The 20,024-nt window shown below is 67.0% G+C and carries 14 protein-coding genes and 3 pseudogenes; 7 read left to right on the top strand and 10 right to left on the bottom strand.

All coding sequences use genetic code 11. The features are described 5' to 3' along the window. Positions 1–1,604: 1,604 nt before the first annotated feature. The 6 genes and pseudogenes from JS756_RS34685 to JS756_RS37420 form a co-directional block, all read right to left on the bottom strand. Positions 1,605–2,948: pseudogene (locus JS756_RS34685) on the bottom strand (IS701 family transposase); the annotation flags it as partial. Between the two features lie 99 nt (positions 2,949–3,047). After that, positions 3,048–3,356 carry a transposase gene (locus JS756_RS34680; RefSeq protein WP_240204819.1) on the bottom strand — a complete coding sequence of 103 codons (309 nt, stop codon included), beginning with the start codon at positions 3,354–3,356 and terminating at the stop codon, positions 3,048–3,050. A gap of 28 nt (positions 3,357–3,384) precedes the next feature. Continuing rightward, on the bottom strand, positions 3,385–4,305 hold the full coding sequence (locus tag JS756_RS34675) for an IS3 family transposase (RefSeq protein WP_205387245.1): 921 nt from the start codon (positions 4,303–4,305) through the stop codon (positions 3,385–3,387). After that, on the bottom strand, positions 4,293–4,634 hold the full coding sequence (locus tag JS756_RS34670; RefSeq protein WP_205387244.1) for a transposase: 342 nt from the start codon (positions 4,632–4,634) through the stop codon (positions 4,293–4,295). Before JS756_RS34670 ends, JS756_RS34675 begins: the two co-directional genes overlap by 13 nt. A gap of 48 nt (positions 4,635–4,682) precedes the next feature. Continuing rightward, on the bottom strand, positions 4,683–4,871 hold the full coding sequence (locus JS756_RS34665) for a hypothetical protein (protein ID WP_205387254.1): 189 nt from the start codon (positions 4,869–4,871) through the stop codon (positions 4,683–4,685). Next, positions 4,868–5,140 carry a transposase gene (locus JS756_RS37420; RefSeq protein WP_307791418.1) on the bottom strand — a complete coding sequence of 91 codons (273 nt, stop codon included), beginning with the start codon at positions 5,138–5,140 and terminating at the stop codon, positions 4,868–4,870. The genes JS756_RS34665 and JS756_RS37420 overlap by 4 nt, the downstream gene beginning before the upstream one ends. 41 nt (positions 5,141–5,181) lie before the next feature. Here JS756_RS37420 and JS756_RS34655 point away from each other — a divergent pair. The 3 genes and pseudogenes from JS756_RS34655 to JS756_RS37415 all read left to right on the top strand — a co-directional run. Beyond that, a pseudogene (locus tag JS756_RS34655) lies at positions 5,182–5,823 on the top strand (ISAzo13-like element transposase-related protein); the annotation flags it as partial. Between the two features lie 249 nt (positions 5,824–6,072). After that, positions 6,073–10,734, top strand: coding sequence for a glycosyl hydrolase family 18 protein (locus JS756_RS34650; protein WP_205387251.1), 4,662 nt, complete (start codon positions 6,073–6,075; stop codon positions 10,732–10,734). Positions 10,735–10,810: 76 nt separating this feature from the next. Beyond that, positions 10,811–11,086 (top strand): annotated as a pseudogene (locus JS756_RS37415) (hypothetical protein); the annotation flags it as partial. A 268-nt stretch (positions 11,087–11,354) separates the two neighbouring features. Here the strand turns inward: JS756_RS37415 and JS756_RS34645 are convergent. Together JS756_RS34645 and JS756_RS34640 are read right to left on the bottom strand one after the other, a co-directional pair. Then, positions 11,355–11,864, bottom strand: a complete 510-nt coding sequence (locus JS756_RS34645; RefSeq protein WP_205387250.1) for a hypothetical protein — start codon at positions 11,862–11,864, stop codon at positions 11,355–11,357. Positions 11,865–12,192: 328 nt separating this feature from the next. Further along, entirely contained in the window at positions 12,193–12,633 is a 441-nt protein-coding gene (locus tag JS756_RS34640) for an HNH endonuclease (protein WP_240204818.1), read from the bottom strand. A 77-nt stretch (positions 12,634–12,710) separates the two neighbouring features. Here JS756_RS34640 and JS756_RS34635 point away from each other — a divergent pair, with 77 nt between their 5' ends. The 3 genes from JS756_RS34635 to JS756_RS34625 all read left to right on the top strand — a co-directional run bounded on the left by JS756_RS34635 (position 12,711) and on the right by JS756_RS34625 (position 14,449). After that, complete coding sequence (locus JS756_RS34635; protein ID WP_205387249.1) at positions 12,711–13,145, top strand: transposase; 435 nt, start codon at positions 12,711–12,713, stop codon at positions 13,143–13,145. A gap of 189 nt (positions 13,146–13,334) precedes the next feature. After that, a complete protein-coding gene (locus tag JS756_RS34630) occupies positions 13,335–13,898 on the top strand; it encodes a hypothetical protein (protein WP_205387248.1) in 564 nt (187 codons plus the stop codon). Positions 13,899–14,071: 173 nt separating this feature from the next. After that, the gene (locus JS756_RS34625) at positions 14,072–14,449 is read left to right on the top strand and encodes a CU044_2847 family protein (RefSeq protein ID WP_205387247.1); all 378 of its coding nucleotides are present in this window, start codon (positions 14,072–14,074) and stop codon (positions 14,447–14,449) included. Positions 14,450–14,865: 416 nt separating this feature from the next. Here JS756_RS34625 and JS756_RS34615 read toward each other — a convergent pair whose 3' ends face one another. Both JS756_RS34615 and JS756_RS34610 read right to left on the bottom strand, forming a co-directional pair. Next, positions 14,866–15,786: an IS3 family transposase gene (locus tag JS756_RS34615; RefSeq protein WP_205387245.1), complete on the bottom strand. Its 921-nt coding sequence runs from the start codon at positions 15,784–15,786 to the stop codon at positions 14,866–14,868. Continuing rightward, complete coding sequence (locus JS756_RS34610) at positions 15,774–16,115, bottom strand: transposase (RefSeq protein ID WP_205387244.1); 342 nt, start codon at positions 16,113–16,115, stop codon at positions 15,774–15,776. The genes JS756_RS34615 and JS756_RS34610 overlap by 13 nt, the downstream gene beginning before the upstream one ends. 216 nt (positions 16,116–16,331) lie before the next feature. On the opposite strand from JS756_RS34610, the gene JS756_RS34605 reads away from it, so the two are divergent. Then, on the top strand, positions 16,332–19,712 hold the full coding sequence (locus tag JS756_RS34605) for a WD40 repeat domain-containing protein (protein ID WP_205387243.1): 3,381 nt from the start codon (positions 16,332–16,334) through the stop codon (positions 19,710–19,712). The last annotated feature ends 312 nt before the right edge of the window (positions 19,713–20,024 follow it).

The following is a 20,024-nucleotide window of genomic DNA, read 5'->3' as shown; positions in this document are numbered from 1 at the left end:
CCGAACTTGCCGCCTGGCAGCAGCAGACCAACAGCGACCAACGCCAAGTCGACTGGCACTTCACCACCGACGACGCACGCGTGAAACTGCGCCACCTCTACCCAACATCACAGCAAAAATAAGCCGCGACAATCTACTAGTCGTCAGCGACCGGCAAGGCTTGCTCCGTCCTCTTCAGCGCCAGGACAGCGCGACCACAGCTGGGGGAGATGAGTGGCCGCGCTGGGGCGCCCCACCCGAAGCCAGAGGTGGATGACGACGAGCGCCGCGGTCCGCATCTCGACGATCAAGGGCAGTTCGTCGTCGACCGGGAAGAGCTCACGACCAGCATGGATGCACGTACCCAATTGAGCTTTTCGCGAAGAAGGTGGGTCCAGTGACTTTCCATCTTCGAAAGCTGGCATCTTGGCTTGCGGTAGCCATGGCCGCTGCTTTCTTGGCACCTGTTGATTCGGCAGGCGCGGCGCCGAGCCAGCGGCCGATCCTGGTCTCCCGGGTTTCCGCTACTTATGGGTGGCAAGACACAAGGTTCAAGGTCGAGGAAGGTGATACCTACACGGTCTCCTACCTGAGTGGTGGCTGGACAGTAGACCATCGATCTTTCCCAAGGGTTGGGCCCAGTGGTTACGCACCGTCAGCAGACAGCCAGATCTACCAAGGATGCAAACTGAACGACCACATCCCCTACGGGACCCTGTACGCACGGGAAGGAACGGACGATGCCACTGCCATACCGGTGGCTCAGGGTAAGACTCTTCATGCGTCGCAGGCTGGCTCAGTGTATCTGCGAATCAATGACGATGATCGCTGCTTGGCGGATAATGCAGGATCGATAAGGGTCAAGCTGTTCAGGGGAATTCCTGCCACAGCGCTGACCGATCCATTCCATCACGAATCTGGTGAAGCCCAAGCCCCGTATCATGTCGTCCAGGGGTATCACAATACGGAAGGCGGCTGCGTGATTGGGAGAGGTCCCGATCACTGTCAGAACCAGCTATTCGCCGTCGATCTTGAACCGACTGGGGGTACGACTGTTTCGCCGAACGTATATTCTCCGGCACCTGGAACCGTAGGGTGGCAAGATAAAGGAACTGGATGCCTTGGGATGGACTTGGCCGATGGCAGAAACCTCACCGTCTGCCACATGTCCTCGTTCAATGTTGCCATCGGCGACTCAGCGCAACGAGACGAGTTGCTGGGCGTGCGGCGCACACCATGGGTTCATCTCAGTATCGACGACCGCAGAGCTGGCAGGCCGTACCAGCCGGTGCCCCTGAACCTCACTGCAAGCGGATGGGACCATACCTTGGATGGTGCGTCTCTGACTCCCGGGCATGAAGACGGGACTAGCGGCGTGGAAACCGTTCGGTGGGGCGGGCATTCCTACCGCGTGAGGTACGAGGAGTGGCTGGGCCTGGAAGGGCCTTGATCTCCTGGGAGCGGGCTGCGGCCCGATCGGTCGCCGAGCAGGAATAGCGCACGGTTGGAATAACCCCCTCCCGCCAGTACCGGTAGTTCGTTAAACCCGGTGGTAGAGATCAAGAGGTCTGCCCGTGGTGACCGCGTCGATCAGGGCTTGGAGCTCGGCGGGCGGGTCCTTGTCAGTCCAGGCCCGCCACCAGCGTTGCAGGGTGGTAGCCGGGGTGAGCCAGGAGCGGACCGCGCGTAACGCCACGGTCCAGCAGGGCAGTTGGGGCGGGTGGGGTTCGGCTGGTCCCCCTCTCTGGCCGGTCGTCGGGGCAGGGGTCCGGCGCAGTGGTGTCCAGGGGGCCGGGTGGGGCGAACCATTGGTCCCAGCAGAAGGAGAACGCGCAGTTCACCAGGGTCTGGTGGTGGCGGATGGCGCGGTCGGAGCGGACTTGGAAGTCGGCCCAGCCCAGTTCGTCCTTGATCTGTTTGTAGCTCTGCTCGATCCACGGCCGCAGCCCGTACAGCCGGACGATCTCGGCGAGGTCGGCGGGGGGATGCAGGGATGTTGCGGCGTGTGGGGCGTCGGGGTGGGGCAGGTTGGTGGCCAGGTACCAGGTGGCCTTCTCCGGCAGGGTGGCCGGGTCGGTGGTGGCGACGACCAGGCGGCATGGGCCGTGGGGGTGCCAGCCGCCGAGGGTTGCGTCGGCGGCCCACCAGGTCTCGGTGTGGCCGTCGCGGAAGTGGCGCTCAGCCGGTGTCCAGTCGCCGGGGTGTTCGGCGTCCTGCCAGGCCAGGCTGTGGGCGGCGTCGATGGGGGTGTGCGGCTGGTCGGCACGGGCCCAGGTGCCGCGATGCGGCTTGAGGTGGACCACGTAGGGCAGGTGGGCCTCGCGCAGCGCGAGATACCAGTCGTCGCTGACGCTGTAGGCGCAGTCGGCCACCACCGCCCGGCAGGTGAAGCCTGCCTCCTTGCCGTGTGCCGCAAGAGCCGCGGCGATCTGCGGTTTGGTGCGGAAATCAGGGTCGGCCCGGCCCCGTGCGAAGTGGTGGGCGGGGGTGTAGGGCTGCGCGTGCAGCGGGTAGTAGATCCGGCCGTCGGTCCACACCGTGGTCACCGTGACCACGCCGTTGTCGGTCTTGCCCAGCCGTCCCAGCCACTGCCGGCCCACGTGCGCGGTGGCCGTGCCGTCCTTGCGGTCCCCGGAGTCGTCGATCACGATCACCCCGGCCTCGTGCGGTGCGCAGGCCGGATCGGCCGGCAGCAGTTCCAGCCGCCGGGCGTTGACCTGCTCGCCGTCCCAGCGCGCCTCGGAGAGGAAGTACTGCAGCCGCTGCACGCTCGGCAGACCCGCACCGAGAACTGGTTCGGCCCCGGCCAAGCAGGTCAGCGTCTTGTTCCGGTCGCGCGGCGCGAGCAGCCCGGTCAGGTACTCGCGAAACCCGCGCCGCTGGGCAAGGTTAAGGAACAGATCATCGAAACGGGCCGCATACGCCTCCAACGGCCCCGGCGCCGGCGGACACGTCCGTCGCTCAGTCATCACGCCCCCACTCGGCGAAGCATCCCCTCTCTCCGCCTTACGACCGCCCTGACCAAGCGTCAACCCTCTCTACCACCGGGTCTAACGAACTACCGGTACTCAGGTTGAACTTGTAGAGATCGGGAGTTCGATCACAAGGCCGGTCTCGGTGAGGCAGCCGTCGAGCAGGTCGGGCCGGAACTGCATCTTCTTCAGCTTGCGCTTGACGATACGGACGAGACCACGCAGGTCGGCGGCGACGAAGTTGGCCATGGCGCGCTTCAGCAGCGACCACACACCCTCCGCCGGGTTCAATTCCGGTGCATACGCGGGCATCTGGACGAGGCGGAGCCACGCGGAGTGCTCCTCGGCGAAGGAGGTCATCCGCCGGTCCAGGTGCACGTTCAGATTGTCCCAGCACCACACCATGTCAATCCCCTCGCAGCGTGGAGACGATCTATGCGGCCAGTCCCTCGGCGAGGGTGGCTCGGTAGTCACGTTCGTAGTCGATCGGGCTCTTGAACCCGCACACGCTGTGCAGCCGCCTGGCGTTGTAGAAGTCGGTGATCCAGGTGGCGATCCTGATCCGGGCCTCGGCGCGGGTGCGGAAGGTGTGCCGGTGGACGTACTCGACCTTGAGGACACTGTTGAACGCCTCGCTCACGGCGTTGTCGAAACAAGATCCAACTCGGCCCATGGACTGCACGATGCCGAGTCGGCGACAGGCCCGCTTGAAGCGCCGCGAGGTGTACTCGCTGCCCCTGTCGGTGTGCATGATCACGCCGCGGACGTCACCGCCGCGGGTGGCCGCGGCCATGTTCAGGGACGCGACGACCAGGTCGGCGTCGTGACGCTCGGCCATCGCGTAGCCGAGCAGGCGGCGGGAGAACAGGTCGATGACCGTCGCCAAGTACAGCTTGCCCTCGCCGGTTTCGATCTCTGTGAGATCGCCGCACCAGACGAGGTCGGGCTCCTCGGCGGTGAAGTCCCGGCGCACGAAGTCCGCGGCGGCCGGCCGCTTGCCCGGCCTGGTCAGCGACCGGCGCCGCCGGATCTTCCGTCCGGCCAGCCCGAGCTCGGCCATGACCTTGGCGACCGTGTTCACCGACACCCGCCAGCCGCGCCGGACCAGCTCGATGAACACCTTCGGCGAGCCGTAGGTGCCCCCGGACCGCTGGAAGATCTCCTCGATCTCCTCCGCCAGGTGCTGCCGGCGCACCTCCCGCGCGGTCGGTTCACGATCGCGCCACTTGTAGAACCAGGACTCGGACACGCCCAGTGCCCGGCAGCCGATGCGGTGCGGAATCTTCTGTTCGGCCTTGCAGCTGCTGATCACCCTGACCGCCACGGCCGGGTCCGCCTCAGCTACTTCACCCACAAGGCCACGAATCGCTTGCACACATCACGCTCCATCTCCAGCTCACGGATGCGCTTGTCCTTCTCCCGGGCCTCGGCCCGCAGCCGCTCCAACTCGGCCCGCTCACCCTCCCGCAACCGGCCACCCGAGCCTGCCCCCGCCGACGCCTGGACGGGCGTGTCCGACGACGGCGAGCCGTTGCGCTTGGCCCGCGACACCCAGCTGTGCAGCGTCCCCGGATGCACACCGAGCTCCTCGGCCACCTCCGGGATCGACTTCCCGGTCTCCGTCACGATCCGTACCGCCCCCTCGCGGAACTCCGCGTTGTAGATGCGTTTCCTGGATGCCATGACCCCAACTATCCCTCCGGTCACGGTCTCCACGCTACGAGGGGAGGTTCAGACAGGCTGCCAGGACGTGCGGTGGTGGCGGTAGTAGGTGGCCCGGCTCACGCCGAGTGCGGCACATGCCCTGGCCCGGCCGACCACGCCCGTCAGGTCCTCCAGGGTCTGAGCCCGGGCGTCCTCGAAGACCGTGCCCGCCAGCGGGTCCCGGACCGAGGCGTCTGTGCGTGTCTGGGCAGTCACTTGCTCTCGCCCGGCGTCGTGTCCGCGCTGCCCGTGGCGAGCTGGTCCAGCAGTGCGGAGAGTTTTCCTTGCACCTCGATAACGGTGCGGGCCTTGCCCAGCTCCGTCTCCAGCCGGTCACCCAAGCTGGCCACTGCCGATGCCTTCACAGGCGTGTCCGACGACGGCGAGCCGTTGCGCTTGGCCCGCGACACCCAGCTGTGCAGCGTCCCCGGATGCACGCCGAGATCCTCGGCCACTTCCGGAATCGGCTTCCCGGTCTCCGTCACGATCCGTACCGCCCCCTCACGGAACTCCGCGGTGTAGATGCGCCACCATCGGTGCGACCCGCACCCGCACCGGACTCGCCGTCCACGCCGAACTCGATCCCGGCGCCTACCCCACTGGCGTCACTGTCTCCGACGATGTCATGGACCGCCTCCCGCTCAGCCCGCACGACTGGCACGGCACCTGGAACTACACCATGCGGCCCGAGCCCCTCGCGCCGCCGCTTCCGGCACGGCCCGCCGAGTTCGGCCGCTTCCCAGCCGGCGACAAACGCCCCGCCCGGCTGCGGCATCCCAGCCTCACCGGCCTGGAGCCTGCCGCCTTCGATGACCTCGCCGCCCGCTACCGCGCCTGGCGTGCCGAACATCCACCGATCCTCCTTCCCGGAAAGCGTCCCGACGGTGGCCCCGGTGCCGGCGGCAGGCGACTCTCCGCCGCCGACCAACTCGTCGTCTTCCTCCTCAAGAAACGCTGGTCCATGACGAACGCCGTGCTCGCCGAGGCGACCGGCCTGAGCAAGAGCCGGATCGGCGCGACCCTCTGGGACGCAGCCCCGGTACTCACCGCACTCGGTCACACCGCCTCCACCGGCGCCCTCACCGTGACCACGGCACAACAACTTGCCGCAATCGCCGGGCACGATCTCGCGAGCTCAAGACCCGCACCAAGATCAAGGAGTTATTAATCGACAGCCCCCTGGGTCGGCGGGCCGTCACGAAACTTCGAGGTTAACAGCATGTAAGCCGGGCGCTCAACCTGCCCCGACTCTGAGATCATCACCACCGCTCACCACAAAGGCCCCGTCAGTAAGCTGACGGGGCCTCATGAACGATTGAATCCAACTGGTTTCCAACGATTCGGTTGTTCCCGATCTATTAGACATGAGAAATGGGGGGAACTCTTGTTCCGCCGCTTAATATCCACAGTGGCGGTGGTGGCCGGGCTGGCAGCGTCGCTTGTCGTTCCGGCCGCCGCCACCGATTTCCCTGCGGCCACCACGCCCTTGGTCACCTGGAACATGCAGGGGGCCGGGAACTCGGCACAGGACGGCAGCAAGTGGACCAACACGGTCCAGCGGCTGGCGTTGCAGTTTCCGATCCTGATGCTTCAGGAGGTCGGCCCGCAGCCGCCTCAGAACAGCGTCGCACAGCCTGACCAGACCTTCACCACGACCGACAGTCAGGGCAACACGCATCAGTTCACCGTGCTGCACCGGACCTGGACCGTCGACAGCGGTTACCGCAGTGCCATCCCGACCCGTGAGGTCTACTTCCTGCAGTCCGCCGACGACGCGACCAACCCGCGCCGGATCGGCGGCCGGGTCAACAACGCGCTCGTCCTGACCGAGGCGCCCGACGAGCTGATCGTCGTCGGCAACCCGGTCGACGCCGGCCGGAACGCGCTCGGCGCGCGGTTCGGCAACGAGTGGTACTTCACCATGCACGGCCTGTCCGGCGGTGGCGGTGACTCCGGGACGATGCTGGACGCCATTGACGACCAGCTCGAGAGCCTCGGGAGGCAGCGTGGCGTCACCTACCACGCGACGATCGGTGGCGACTTCAACGTCGAGCCGCATGTCCTCGCCGAACGGACGAGTTTCCCACCGACCATGCGGATCCACAGTCCGGGTACGGCGACCCACCAGAGCGGTGGTCAGCTGGACTACTTCGTCACCACGCACTTCGACCACGACCTGACGGTCACGGTCCGGTCCGAGGGCAATTCCGACCACCGGCCGGTCCAGTCCGGCCAGCTCAACGCGGCCGGCGCCAGCCCGTCGATCGACGAGCTCCGAGTGATGCCGACCGGTGACGGGATCACGGCCGGTGTGCACAGCACCCACGAGGATGGCTTCCGGGACCCCCTGCACAGCATCCTGAAGGGCCTGACCACCATCGCGGTGGTCGGTGGCACGGTGGCCGGTCTCCTCTTCAAACGCACGGATTTCGTCGGTGAACTGAAGAACGGCAAGCGCGGCGACCCCGACCACATGGGGTTCGACGGCAAGGGCATAGACGACATTAAGGCCGAGGCGATCCCCTCACTGCAGACGCTGCGACCGAACATGATGACCCTGGTCGCGGGCACGGCCGATCTGGCCGGGGGTGCCGACGGTACGGCGACGGCTGGGAAGATGCAGAGCTTCCTGGACGAGATCTACCGGGCCTCGCCGACGACCACGGTCCTGCTCGGGACCCTGCCGCCGTCGACGAACCCGACGTACCAGGCACGAATCGACGCCTACAACAGCGCGCTCCGCACGATGGCCTACGCCAAGATCGAGGGCGGCGCACGGCTGGTGCTGGTCGATCTGGGCTCGGTCACCCCGCAGGACATCACCAACGAGATCTACCCGACCGACGCCGGCTACCAGAAGATCGCGGACGCCTTCGCCGAAGGAGCTCGGATCGCGGTCCTGCAGCGCATGATCAGCGGCCGCTCGTACGTTTGGGAGCCGATCGGCAAGATCCGGGACGCCGCCGCGACCGGCTCGAAGATCGCGTTCCCCGACCTGAACGGCGATGGCAAGGCCGACTACGCGGTGGTCGCTACGGACGGCAAGGTCACCGGCTGGCGCAACGACGACCCGCGCAAGGCCCCGGTCTCACTGGGCGACATCAGCCCGGCCGACCGCGGGAACAACCCGGCGCTGGTCTACTTCGCCGACCTGGACGATGACGGCAAGGACGACTACATCCGGATCCTGCCGACAGCCGACTCGCCGACTGGCATCCCCGCGATGCGGATGTCGCGGAACACCAGCAGTGGCGACAAGGTCAGCTGGGACAGCGCGACGATCGTCGCGAACAACCTCGGCTACGAGCCGGAGCTGTACTTCACCGACCTCGACGGTGACGGCCGCGACGACCTGATCACGCTGGACCGGATGGGCCTCCCGACCGCCTGGCAGAACAAGGGCAAGGGAATGCCGACTCCGGGCGGCTGGGACAAGGTCGAGAGTTTCGCCACTCCGGGTGAGGCGCGCGGCGCGCAGGTCGCCTTCGCCGACATCACCGGTGACGGCAAGGCCGACACGGTCCGGGTCGAGTACACCACCGGTGAGGTGCGGGCCTGGCAGAACACCGGCGCTCCGTGGAGCGTCACCGCTGGCTGGAAGTCGCTGGGCGTGGTCCGTGCCGACGATCCGTTCCAGGGCACCTTCGGGACCTTCGCCGACCTGAACGGCGACGGGATCGAGGACTTCGCCCTGACCCGCTCCGGTACGACGGCAACGACGGCGAAGACCGCCGTCACGGCGGCCATGGCGAGCGATGCCGGTGACATCGAGGGCTGGCTGGTGCCGAGCTACGGCGATGGCAGCCGCAGCGACGGCGGTGCCGGTGATCTCGGTGTCAACGGTGGTGTCGGTGACCCGATGGAGTCGCACCCCGGTGGCGACGACGGCGGTCCGCGTCCGGCTGCGTCCGGCGACTGCCGACCGGACGGTCTGGCGACCACGCCGGGCGTGGCGACGCCGTACTGCAAGGTCTATCAGAGTGACGGCCGCGAATGGCTCGGCCAGGGCCGGGGCCGCCGGGTCGTGGGCTACTTCAACGGTGGCCGCACGGGCGCCGACGGCACGCCGCACTACCTGGTGAAGAACATCCCGTGGTCGAAGGTGACCCACCTCAACTACGCGTTCGCGTCGGTGGAGAACAACCAGATCAAGGTCGACTCGAACGCCACCCAGAAGGAGTGGCCCGGCGAGGTCGGCGCCGAGATGGATCCCTCGCTGCCCTACAAGGGACACTTCAACCAGCTGACGAAGTACAAACGCCTGCACCCGCGGGTGAAGACGCTGATCTCGGTCGGTGGCTGGGCCGGTTCCGGTGGCTTCTACGCAATGACCACCAACGCCGACGGCTCGGTCAACCAGGGCGGGATCGACACGTTCTCGCGCTCGGTCGTGGACTTCCTGCGGACCTACGGATTCGACGGTGTCGACATCGACTTCGAGTACCCCACGGTCCTCGAGGACACCGGCAATCCGACCGACTGGGCGGTGTCGAACCCGCGTCGCAAGGGTCTGCCTACGACGTACGACGCGCTGATGAAGACGCTGCGGGACTCGCTGAACCGGGCTTCGGTCGCGGACAACAAGTATTACCTGCTCACCTCGGCGTCGACGGCCTCCGGCTACCTGGCCCGCGGGATGGCGAACCAGACCGCGCTGGACTACCAGGACTTCACCAACCTGATGGCCTACGACTACCACGGCACCTGGAACGACGTCGTGGGTCCGAACGCGGCGCTGTTCGACGACGGCAAGGACCCGGAACTGGCCGATCAGTACGCCACTCCGGAGTACGGGAAGATCGGGTACTTCAACACCCATTGGGCGATGACGTACATGCGGGGCGCGATGCAGGCTGGGCGCGTCAACATCGGTGTGCCCTACTACACGCGCGGCTGGCAGAATGTCACCGGCGGTACGAACGGTCTGTGGGGCACGTCGCAGAAGCCGGGCGGCTGCGAGCCGGGTACGGGCCTCAAACGGCCGTGTGGTGACGGTGCGATCGGCATCGACAACATCTGGCACGACGAGACCAACAACGGTAGCGAGCTCGGCTCCGGGACGAACCCGCTGTGGCACACGAAGAACCTGGAGAAGAACATCACGCCGGTCTACGCACGCAGCGTCGGGCTGGCGCCGGAGACCGACATCACCGACCGGCGCACGGGCCAGTACACCCGGCACTGGGACGACACCACGAAGACGTCGTGGCTGTGGAACGCCGAGAAGAAGGTGTTCCTGTCGACCGAGGACGAGCAGGGCATCGACGCGGTCACCGATCTGGTCAACTCGACCGGTGCGGGCGGCGTGATGATGTGGGAGCTCGGCGGCGACTACTCCTGCCCGGCGGACGTCCAGCCGGACACCCCGTGCGGGATGGGGTACACGCTGACCACCCGGCTGAACGAGAAGCTCGGCAATATCGGCGCCTATGACAACAATCTGCGCACCGGCAGCAGTGGTGTCGCGCCGACGATGATCACCAACCTGAGCGTCGAGATGGTCAACTACCCGACCGCCACGGCGAACCTGTGGCCGTTGCAGCCGACCGTCCGGATCACCAACAACACCGGGCGCACGCTCGGCGGTGGCAAGGACACGAAGCTGTCGTTCGACATTCCGGTCTCGACGTCACCGCTGGTCAAGGACGCCAACTGGCAGACCGGTGCCCAAGGTGGCCAGTGGAAGCTGACGCCCGGTACGACGTTCCACCGGGTCAGCACGACGCTGGACTACTGCCAGATCATCCCGGCCGGGAAGTCGCTCGACCTGCCGATCATCTACTTCCTCCCGATCACCGGTCCGGTGAACACGAGTCTGTCGATCGGCGGTACGGCGTACGCACCGGCGACCGACAACCTCAAGGGACTCGGTATGGCGACCCCGCCGGCCGGTGGTTGTAATGCCGCGAACTGGGACGCGACCAAGATCTACTCCCCGGCCAGCCAGCCGATCGAGCAGACCACGGTCAAGTACAACGGCAAGGTCTGGAAGGCCAAGTGGGAGACGAAGGGCAGCCCCCCGGGCACCGGAGCCGACGCCGACCACGAGCCCTGGAAACTGATCGGCGACGCCAGCTGACCGTTTAGGAGCGCCTAGCCCGCGTGTTTCACTTGCGGCGGTGTCCGAGTCTTGATCGGAAAAGCGAAAGTGCCTTCTGGGCTGGGATGATGAGGCTTGTCTAAGGTCTCCGTCGTTCCAGCAGGAAGGCACTTTCTGCGTGCACCCTACCCGGTCGCGTCCCAAGCTCGTCGTGTCGGCCGATGGTCACGGGGCGGTCAGCCACGCCGGATCCCGCTTGCTGGCCGAGCTCTCCGATGTCACTGGCCTGACCAGCGCCTTCACGGACGCACTGCGTCAGCTGCGACCGCGTGGCACCGGGCACGCCCCGGGCAGGATCGCGGTTGAGTTCGCGGTCATGCTCGCCGACGGCCCCGTCCACCACCGGCACCGCCGGTGTCGGCGTACACGTGAACGTGGCCCTGGTAAGATTTTCGTGAAACGGGGCTGTGCCACCGTGCGCCGGTGACGCTCCGTCACGGGTAGCGGCGTCGGAGGTGGGCCATGAGGACGACGCGGTGGCGCAGGAGCGGAACGCCGGCGCGGCCGGCCGTGATCCGTTTCTGGAGCTTCAGGTCCGTGATCCGGCCTTCGTTGACGCCGGAGTTGAACGGGGTGGTGATCCCCTGTACGACTGCTGGCTAGTCTTCGCGGACGGCGTTGGCCAGGCTCGCCAGGGCAGTCAGTCCAGAGGCCGCGAGTTGGTCGAGCCAGTCCGGCAGCGGGGCGGCGTCGCGGGCATCGAGCATGGCCGCGAACTGCCTCACCAGAGTGTGGGTTTGGTCGAGCTCCGGGCAGTGTTCAAGCAGCCGACGGAGTGCCTGGGTGGCGTGCAGGCCGCGTCGGGGCGGTGTGGTGGTGATCCACCGGGCGACCTGGCGGGGCGAGGGTGGCCGCTCGCGCGGTGTGTCGATCGGCAGACCGCGGCGGAGCGGCGCGATGGCCATCTTGACCCGCTGGTAGTGGCCGCGGTAGCCCTTCGCGGTAATCTCCTGGTGCAGCACGGTCGCGGTGTGCTCGCCTTCCTCCCACCGCTGCCTCAGATACTCCAGGTACGGGTCGAGGCTCGTGGATCGGCGGGGTGGAGTGCGTCGTACGCACTCCTGCCAGCAGCCAGCGCGTGCGTACTTGGCCACGGTGCGGCGGTTCAAGCCGAGTTCGTGGGCTATCGCACTGAGACTGCGGGCCGTGCCGGTGTAGCCCTGGACGGTCTCGAACAGTCGCTTCGCGTGACGGCGGGCGGGGGTTTCGGCCGCCTCGCACGGTTCGTCCGACGGCGTTGGGGCCGGTTCGGGTTCAGGTACTGCGGCGGCCAGGCAGCCGCGGTGGGCCGCGGCGATGTCCGAGACCCGCTTCGACAGCCCCTGCCACAGGGTACTGGTGGGCCGTAGGCGAGGTGCCTGCTGAGCAGGTCCTTTTCCCACGGCCCCCAGCCCGAACGACGCATGCGACTTGTCACTGCACGTCGCTCTCAAGTGACTACTCCGTGAGTGCAGCGACGGGCTTTCGGCCGTGGATGTCCGCGTGACAAGTTCCGCAGACGACGAGGGTTTTGCGGTGTCGTGCGGCCATGAGATCTGCCCACGGCGGCCGGTTGCCCGGTCGTCCGAGATCCGCGAGTTGGGCGACGTGGTGGACTTCCACCCGTCCGCATGACTCACACCGTCCGGCGAGGAGCCGGGTGACCAGCTCCTTGCGTTTGGTGTTGACCGGGGCCAGCCGACGGTCGTTGATGACCGTCTTCTTGTTCCGTCGCAGCGGGATCCCGCCGAACCGTCCGACCAGTGGCTTCTTGCCGACACGTTCGACACGAGCCTCGAAGCACTTGCGTAGCCCGTGTGGTGTCTCGATGGTGGCCACATACTTGCGGGCCACATTCGACGCCGACGAGCGATGCTTGTTGGCCAGCGTCATCGGCATCGAGGTCGGGACCTGTCCCCGGGTGGTGGACACCTCTGATACCGCCCCCGGTAGGGGTCGGGTAGGAGGCATCTTTTATGGTGATGAAGGTCTATTCGCCCGAGTTCAAGGCGGACGCGGTCGCGCTGTACCTGTCGGACCCGAGCCACACCTTCGAGGGCATCGGCAAGGATCTGGGGATCAGCCGCGAGACGCTGCGTAACTGGGTGCGGGCCGAACGGGCCCGCCGCGGCGGGGGCAGCACAACGAGCACGAGTACGGAGAAGAACACGGTGGACTCCCCGCCGACGGCCGAAGAGCTTCAGGCCGAGAACGAGGTCCTGCGCCGGGAGCTGGCGACGGTGCGCAAGGAGAACCAGAAGCTGGCCACTGAGCGTGACATCCTACGCAAGGCCACGAAGTTTTTCGCACAAGAGATGACCTCTCGAGTTTCGCCGTTTTCGCAGGGTCGCTCTGGCGGTTGTAGCTGCTGGCGTTTGGGTCCTGTGATCTTGGTGGCGGCCGTAGGGTGAGGCTGTGGATGAGCGGCTTGTAGCGCAGGTACAGCAACTGGACCAGCAGGGTCGGTCGGCGAAGGCGATCGCCAGGACGCTGGGGGTGGGCGTCAGGGATGTCGTTGGGGTGCTCAACAACGGCGTGCAGGTCTCGGAGCCGGGTCGCGGCGAGCCGCGTTGCTGGTGAATGCCGGCTGGAGCCGCAGTGTGGATCTTGAGGGTGCGCCGCAGTGGACGGGCCTTGATCCGGGGGCTTCCGATGCGGAGGAGGTGCGCGGCCTGGTCGCGGTACTCGTCGCCGCGGACGGCACGCGCTCCACGAAGTCGCAGGTCGCGGGGTTCCTGCTGGACGTGTGGTGTCTGGGGGTGAAGAACGCGCTCGCCCCGGAGCCGATGAGTGAGAGCCGGCTGGCCGGGCACCGGGGGGTCTACTTCAGCGCCTATGAGGGGCATGTGCAGGTTCCGGCCCCTCTCGCCCGGGCTCTGGTGTTCGGGGCCGCTGCCTACGCGCGCGGCTTCGGGTTCGAACCCGAGGGGGAGGTCGCTGAGGAGTTCGCGGAAGCCGTTGTGCTGCTTGGCGAGCCTGCGGGGCCCAGCCCGATCGGCTTTGGCCGGGACGGCAAGCCCTTCTTCGTCAACGGCCCCTACGACGATCCCGAGCAGGTGTTGCGGACACTGCGGCGCGCGGTCGGCGACGACGGTTTCCACTTCGAGGTCGCCTTCCCCGAGCAGCCCTCGCGGCGACGTCGCTTGTTCGGACCGCGCCGGTAGGTGGTTGGTGCGCGGGGGCCGAACTTCGGTGAGGTGCCCCCGGCGGTGTGGAGCCCGCTGCGAGACGGAAGTCGTCGTCATGACCGCCTGGGGAATTGCCGATCTGGGCACGAGCACCTCTTGCAGGAACTAGGGTGGCGCGCATCACATCGCAGTAGGTGGCGGGGGGCTCGATGCCTGAATTGCTTAGGGTGCCGCTGGAAAGCGGCGGTTCAGTGCTGGTAGAAGTCGACAACGGGCCGCAGGCGGTGGTCAGGGTTGCCAGGCCCGGTGGGATGGTGGCTGAAGCATCCGAGACGCTGGAGCGCGGTCTGGAAAGCGTGCGCGAGGCCGCGCATGCTGTGCTCGCTAAGGTGGCCGACCTGCCGCGGCAACCAGACAAGATCACTCTTGAGCTTGGGTTGAAGCTGTCGGCGGAGGCGGGCGTCTTCCTCGCCAAGACCGCCGGAGAGGGATCACTCACCCTCACCATGGAGTGGGACAGGCAGCAACCGGAGGCTGTGCCGATCACCCAGGCCGTCGCCGCGCGCGACGGCGCCGTGGCGGGATAAGGGCGCGGGGACTCAGCGGTGCCCGGACCTGTGCCCAACCCCGGGATTGCCCGCCTGTGGTCGCGCGGCGCGTGGGCCACGCCGAAGGGTGCTGGCTTTCTTGCAGGCCCCAGGATCGTGCTTTCGTGCGCGCATGTGGTTTCGGCCGTCGCCGGAGAACAGGAGGGGAGTCCCCTCGCTGTGGGGCTTACCGTCGATCTGGACTTTCCCCTTGCCGGACGAGCAGCCCGCCGACAGAGCGCGCGGCTCATCACACACATACCTGTCGCGGAAGACGGCTCTGGTGACATTGCCGTCCTCGCGCTTGATGAGGATCCGCCGCTTGGGGCTGAGCCTGTGCGACTGCTGGACGTTGAGACAGTGCGCGGCCACCCCTTCCGGGCATTCTGTCAATCCCCTCGCAGCGTGGAGACGATCTATGCGGCCAGTCCCTCGGCGAGGGTGGCTCGGTAGTCACGTTCGTAGTCGATCGGGCTCTTGAACCCGCACACGCTGTGCAGCCGCCTGGCGTTGTAGAAGTCGGTGATCCAGGTGGCGATCCTGATCCGGGCCTCGGCGCGGGTGCGGAAGGTGTGCCGGTGGACGTACTCGACCTTGAGGACACTGTTGAACGCCTCGCTCACGGCGTTGTCGAAACAAGATCCAACTCGGCCCATGGACTGCACGATGCCGAGTCGGCGACAGGCCCGCTTGAAGCGCCGCGAGGTGTACTCGCTGCCCCTGTCGGTGTGCATGATCACGCCGCGGACGTCACCGCCGCGGGTGGCCGCGGCCATGTTCAGGGACGCGACGACCAGGTCGGCGTCGTGACGCTCGGCCATCGCGTAGCCGAGCAGGCGGCGGGAGAACAGGTCGATGACCGTCGCCAAGTACAGCTTGCCCTCGCCGGTTTCGATCTCTGTGAGATCGCCGCACCAGACGAGGTCGGGCTCCTCGGCGGTGAAGTCCCGGCGCACGAAGTCCGCGGCGGCCGGCCGCTTGCCCGGCCTGGTCAGCGACCGGCGCCGCCGGATCTTCCGTCCGGCCAGCCCGAGCTCGGCCATGACCTTGGCGACCGTGTTCACCGACACCCGCCAGCCGCGCCGGACCAGCTCGATGAACACCTTCGGCGAGCCGTAGGTGCCCCCGGACCGCTGGAAGATCTCCTCGATCTCCTCCGCCAGGTGCTGCCGGCGCACCTCCCGCGCGGTCGGTTCACGATCGCGCCACTTGTAGAACCAGGACTCGGACACGCCCAGTGCCCGGCAGCCGATGCGGTGCGGAATCTTCTGTTCGGCCTTGCAGCTGCTGATCACCCTGACCGCCACGGCCGGGTCCGCCTCAGCTACTTCACCCACAAGGCCACGAATCGCTTGCACACATCACGCTCCATCTCCAGCTCACGGATGCGCTTGTCCTTCTCCCGGGCCTCGGCCCGCAGCCGCTCCAACTCGGCCCGCTCACCCTCCCGCAACCGGCCACCCGAGCCTGCCCCCGCCGACGCCTGGACGGGCGTGTCCGACGACGGCGAGCCGTTGCGCTTGGCCCGCGACACCCAGCTGTGCAGCGTCCCCGGATGCACACCGAGCTCCTCGGCCACCTCCGGGATCGACTTCCCGGTCTCCGTCACGATCCGTACCGCCCCCTCGCGGAACTCCGCGTTGTAGATGCGTTTCCTGGATGCCATGACCCCAACTATCCCTCCGGTCACGGTCTCCACGCTACGAGGGGAGGTTCATTCGGCTTCCCGGCCGGCGACGACGAGGGCGTCTGGTCGCTCGGCACGATCGTGGATGACCGCGGACGGGGCTGGCTGCAGTTCGAGAGCACTAGTGCCTGCGAAATCCGACAGGGCTTCAGTGGCACGCTCCTGTGGGATGAGCACTTCAAGGGTGTGGTTGGCATGGTTGTCGCCACCGACGGGAGGTTCCTTCAACGGGCGGCCTACGCCATTACCGCCGACGTCCTGCTGGAGGTACACCCTGAACTGCGTCGCCTCGCTGCACCGCCATCGCCGTTCCGTGGGTTGGAGTCGTTCCGGGAGCAGGACGCCACCCACTACTTCGGGCGAGCCGAGCAGATAAAGGCGTTGACCGAGGCGGTCACCACGTCGTCGATCGTCCCGGTCATCGGGGTGTCCGGAGTTGGCAAGTCATCGCTGATCCACGCCGGTCTCGTACCGCAGCTACGCAAGCGTGGGGACTACAGCATCGCCTCGCTGGTCCCAGAGCCCGCCTTGGGAGCGGAGCTCATGCTCGCTTCCGCCCTGCTGCCATTACTCAACGCGCCGGACGACGTTATCAAGCCGCTCGACCGTCTCGATCAGGTCGAACGGCTCGTCGGGCGGCTGCGGGAGGGAGGGACTCCTCCGGTTGTCAGGGTGTTACTCACCCGCCAGGGAAGGACCCAGCTCGCCCTGATCGTAGATCAGTTCGAGATGCTGTTCCGCTGCTCGCCCGATGCGGCCGAAAAGTTGGTCGACCAATTGGTGGCCATGACTGGATGGCGTACTGCGGACGGCGGACCATTAGTGCGGCTGGTCTTCGCCCTGCGACTGGACTTCCTGAAGGCCATGAAGCGCTTCCCCGTTCTGGAGCGGGTGTGCGAGGCGTCCCCGGTGCTCGTCGACCGCCTGGCCGAGGACCAGCTCCGTCAGGTGGTGCTGTCCCCGATCGCTTCATTCCGCGGGGCCATACGTTTCGAGGACTCGCTCGCCGAGCGGCTACTCTCGGACGCGGGCCGCAGCCCCGGCGCGCTGTCCCTACTCGAGTTCACCCTCACCCTGCTATGGGAGCAACAGCGTCAGGGCATCCTCGGGCACGCCGCCTACGAGGAGATCGGCCGAGTGGCGGGCGCCTTGGCGTCGCATGCCGAGCGTGTCGTCAAGGAGCGGCTGGGCGACGCGCATGACGAGGTGCGACGACTGTTCGTGCAGCTTGTTCGCCCCGGCGACGGAGGCCTCAACAACCCGGTCGACACCGGGCGCACCGCACGCCGCACCGAGCTGCACCCCGACTGTTGGAAGGCCGCACAACTACTCGCCGTACAGCGTCTGGTGCACCTCGATCGCGCGTCTGACGGCATGGAGACGGTCGCTCTCGCCCACGAAGCGCTACTCGAACACTGGCCTGCACTGCGCTCCTGGGTCGACGCCGACCGCGACTTTCGTAGCTGGCAGGAACATGTGCGCGAGCGCATCGCGCGCTGGGAGCAAAGCGGCCGCGACCACGCTCTGCTGATGCGCGGCTCCGAACTCAAGCAGGCACGGGAGCAACTGCGCGACCGGTCGGACGACATCCCCGAAAGTGAACGCGCATACCTTCAGGCGAGCCAGATGCGGCGTCGGCGCCAGCGGTCCCGCAAAGCCATCGTCGCGGCGGCAGTTACTGCGGTAGTGGGGACCCTGGCCGGCATAGGAGTGCACTCGGTACGTGGCAGCAAAGCCGCTAAATTGTCGGCCAGCCTCGTGCAACAGGCCCAGGTCCAGGCGGACTCCCATCGGGAAAAGGCCGCATTACTGTCCGTGGCCGCCTGGCGCACCGCGCCCACCCAACAAGCACACAACAACCTGTTCACCCGCTATCTGGCCGATGCCCCGTACGACGCCATCCTGCCCGCGGGTGGGGAAGTCGCGGAGACAGCGCTGGACGACTCCGGCCAGGTCATCGCGGTACGAAACGTTGGGGGCCGACTGTCGGTATGGCGTATCGGGGCCGACGGCCCCTCCCTGATTGTCCGCATGGACGCCGTCTCGGCCGTAGCGGTCAGTCCCGACGGCACCCGGCTCGCCCTGGGGGGCGACGGCAACCGCATCAAGATCTGGGACCTGCGTGAAGAGGGGACCCCGCTAACCCTACGAGCCGCGATGAGCACCAACAGCACCGCTCAGGCGGTGGACGCGGTGGACGAGCTGCGCTTCGACCGCACGGGACGCCGCCTATTAGCCCATCCTCCAAAGGACGACAGGGCCCAGGTATGGAACCTCGACCGACCCACCGCCGCACCCGTCACCCTAAAACCGCTGCTTGAGGGCTCACCCACTGACTTCGTCTTCGCCGCGGACGGCAAGCACGTCGTAGCCTCAGGGCCGGGGGCCCTGTCCCAGGGCGTCTGGGATGCGCGCTCCGGCCGCCTAATTACCGTTCCCGGCTTCAACGAGCCCGAGTTCGCCCCGGGTCCTCGTCCGGTAGCCACGATATGCGCCGATGACAAGTGGCGGCTGACCGATGTCTCCGCAGGCAAGCCCGACCCCCGTCTCTTCCAGAGCCTGCCTTGCAGCACCGAAGACATGACGATCGGCGAGTTGGTCGGCATCTCTGACCATGTTGTGCTGACCCGCGACAACGGAGCTGTGATCGTGCACGACGCCGCCACCGGACAACCGCTACTCGTACTGGCGGAGGACGGTACCAAGGGCCGCTACACCCGCTACGCCCTGGCCGGCGCGAACCGCCGCATAGCCTTCGCCCGCGGGACGGAAGTACTGGTCGCCACGGCCCCCGCGCCCGGCTCGCTCCCAACCGCCAACATGTTTACCATCGGCGACGAGGAGGCCGTGCACTTCTCCCCTTCTGGCCGCTATCTGGTCACGGTAGGCGCTGGCGGGGAGGTCGCGGTTTGGGACCCGACGACCGGACGGCGGCTCGCAGCGATCGGTCGGGGCGGGTACCAGACGTCCGCGCGGCTTGCGTTCGACGCCGAGGAAAAGACGCTGGCCGTGAACGAAAGCTCTGCGGAGTTGGTCACGCTCTACAAGCTGCCCTCCCTTGAGGTACTGCGGCGGATACACGTCGATCGGCCCCTCGGGTCGGCGCCCCAGGACACGGAGCTCCGTAACCTGGGATTCACCCGGCACGGCCGCCTGGTCGCCCTCGTGGCAGGCGCCGTCTCGCAGTGGGACATCACAACCGGCCGCAAGGTGGGTGAGACGCTGCTGTTCCGGGACAACTCGGAAGTCGAACGAAGTCGGTACGCAACCACTCTGGCAGCCGACTCCGCGTCCGAGCGGATCGCCGTGGCCACCCCGGACCTGCGCGGCGTGGAGGTCTGGGATCTCCGCGACCGACGGCGGGTCACCGTCGTCATGCCCAGCTTCCGCGCTCCGCTCGCCGATCGGGACGCTGTGCGGTTCAGCAGCGACGGCCGGCGTCTGCTGCTGATTGGCAAAGACGGGAGTGCGGAGGTGTGGGATGCCAAGGGTGGGCAGCGTGAGACCAGCATCCCCCCCCCGACGTCGCCCGAGCCACGATGTTCCTCTCCGATAGCGACGAGACAGTCAGCGTGAGGCAGGGCATCGTGGAGCGGTGGGGCCCCGGCGGGCTCATAACCCAAACCCGTATACCCGCAGCCGCTCACGTTCGGGCCGTCGTGCCCTCCCCCGACGGTGAGCGCCTATTGCTGAGCGTGCCCGTGAGCTCCACTCAGGGAACTGAGACGGATTTCGGGACCACGGTGGTCTTCCAACTGAGACTGAGGTTCCCCCTGTCGGCCGGACAGCTTGATACTGGGACGGATGGTCCCGGAGGAAGCAGTCACAGGTAGTGAGTAGCAAGAGCAACATGGGTAAGCGGTACACGGCCGAGTTCAAGCGGGACGC

The organism is Streptomyces actuosus (genome assembly GCF_016921115.1).
Taxonomy (GTDB): domain Bacteria; phylum Actinomycetota; class Actinomycetes; order Streptomycetales; family Streptomycetaceae; genus Streptomyces; species Streptomyces actuosus_A.
The sequence above is the reverse complement of the archived record's forward strand: the minus strand, read 5'-3'. Positions and strand labels throughout refer to the sequence as shown.

What these genes read in the sequence shown, in the direction of transcription:
- JS756_RS34680 (WP_240204819.1), bottom strand. Translation starts at nt 3,356, where the DNA reads ATGGTGTGGTGCTGGGACAATCTGAACGTGCACCTGGACCGGCGGATG.
- JS756_RS34670 (WP_205387244.1), bottom strand. Translation starts at nt 4,634, where the DNA reads ATGGCATCCAGGAAACGCATCTACAACGCGGAGTTCCGCGAGGGGGCG.
- JS756_RS34640 (WP_240204818.1), bottom strand. Translation starts at nt 12,633, where the DNA reads ATGCCGATGACGCTGGCCAACAAGCATCGCTCGTCGGCGTCGAATGTG.
- JS756_RS34635 (WP_205387249.1), top strand. Translation starts at nt 12,711, where the DNA reads ATGGTGATGAAGGTCTATTCGCCCGAGTTCAAGGCGGACGCGGTCGCG.
- JS756_RS34625 (WP_205387247.1), top strand. Translation starts at nt 14,072, where the DNA reads ATGCCTGAATTGCTTAGGGTGCCGCTGGAAAGCGGCGGTTCAGTGCTG.
- JS756_RS34610 (WP_205387244.1), bottom strand. Translation starts at nt 16,115, where the DNA reads ATGGCATCCAGGAAACGCATCTACAACGCGGAGTTCCGCGAGGGGGCG.
- JS756_RS34605 (WP_205387243.1), top strand. Translation starts at nt 16,332, where the DNA reads ATGGTTGTCGCCACCGACGGGAGGTTCCTTCAACGGGCGGCCTACGCC.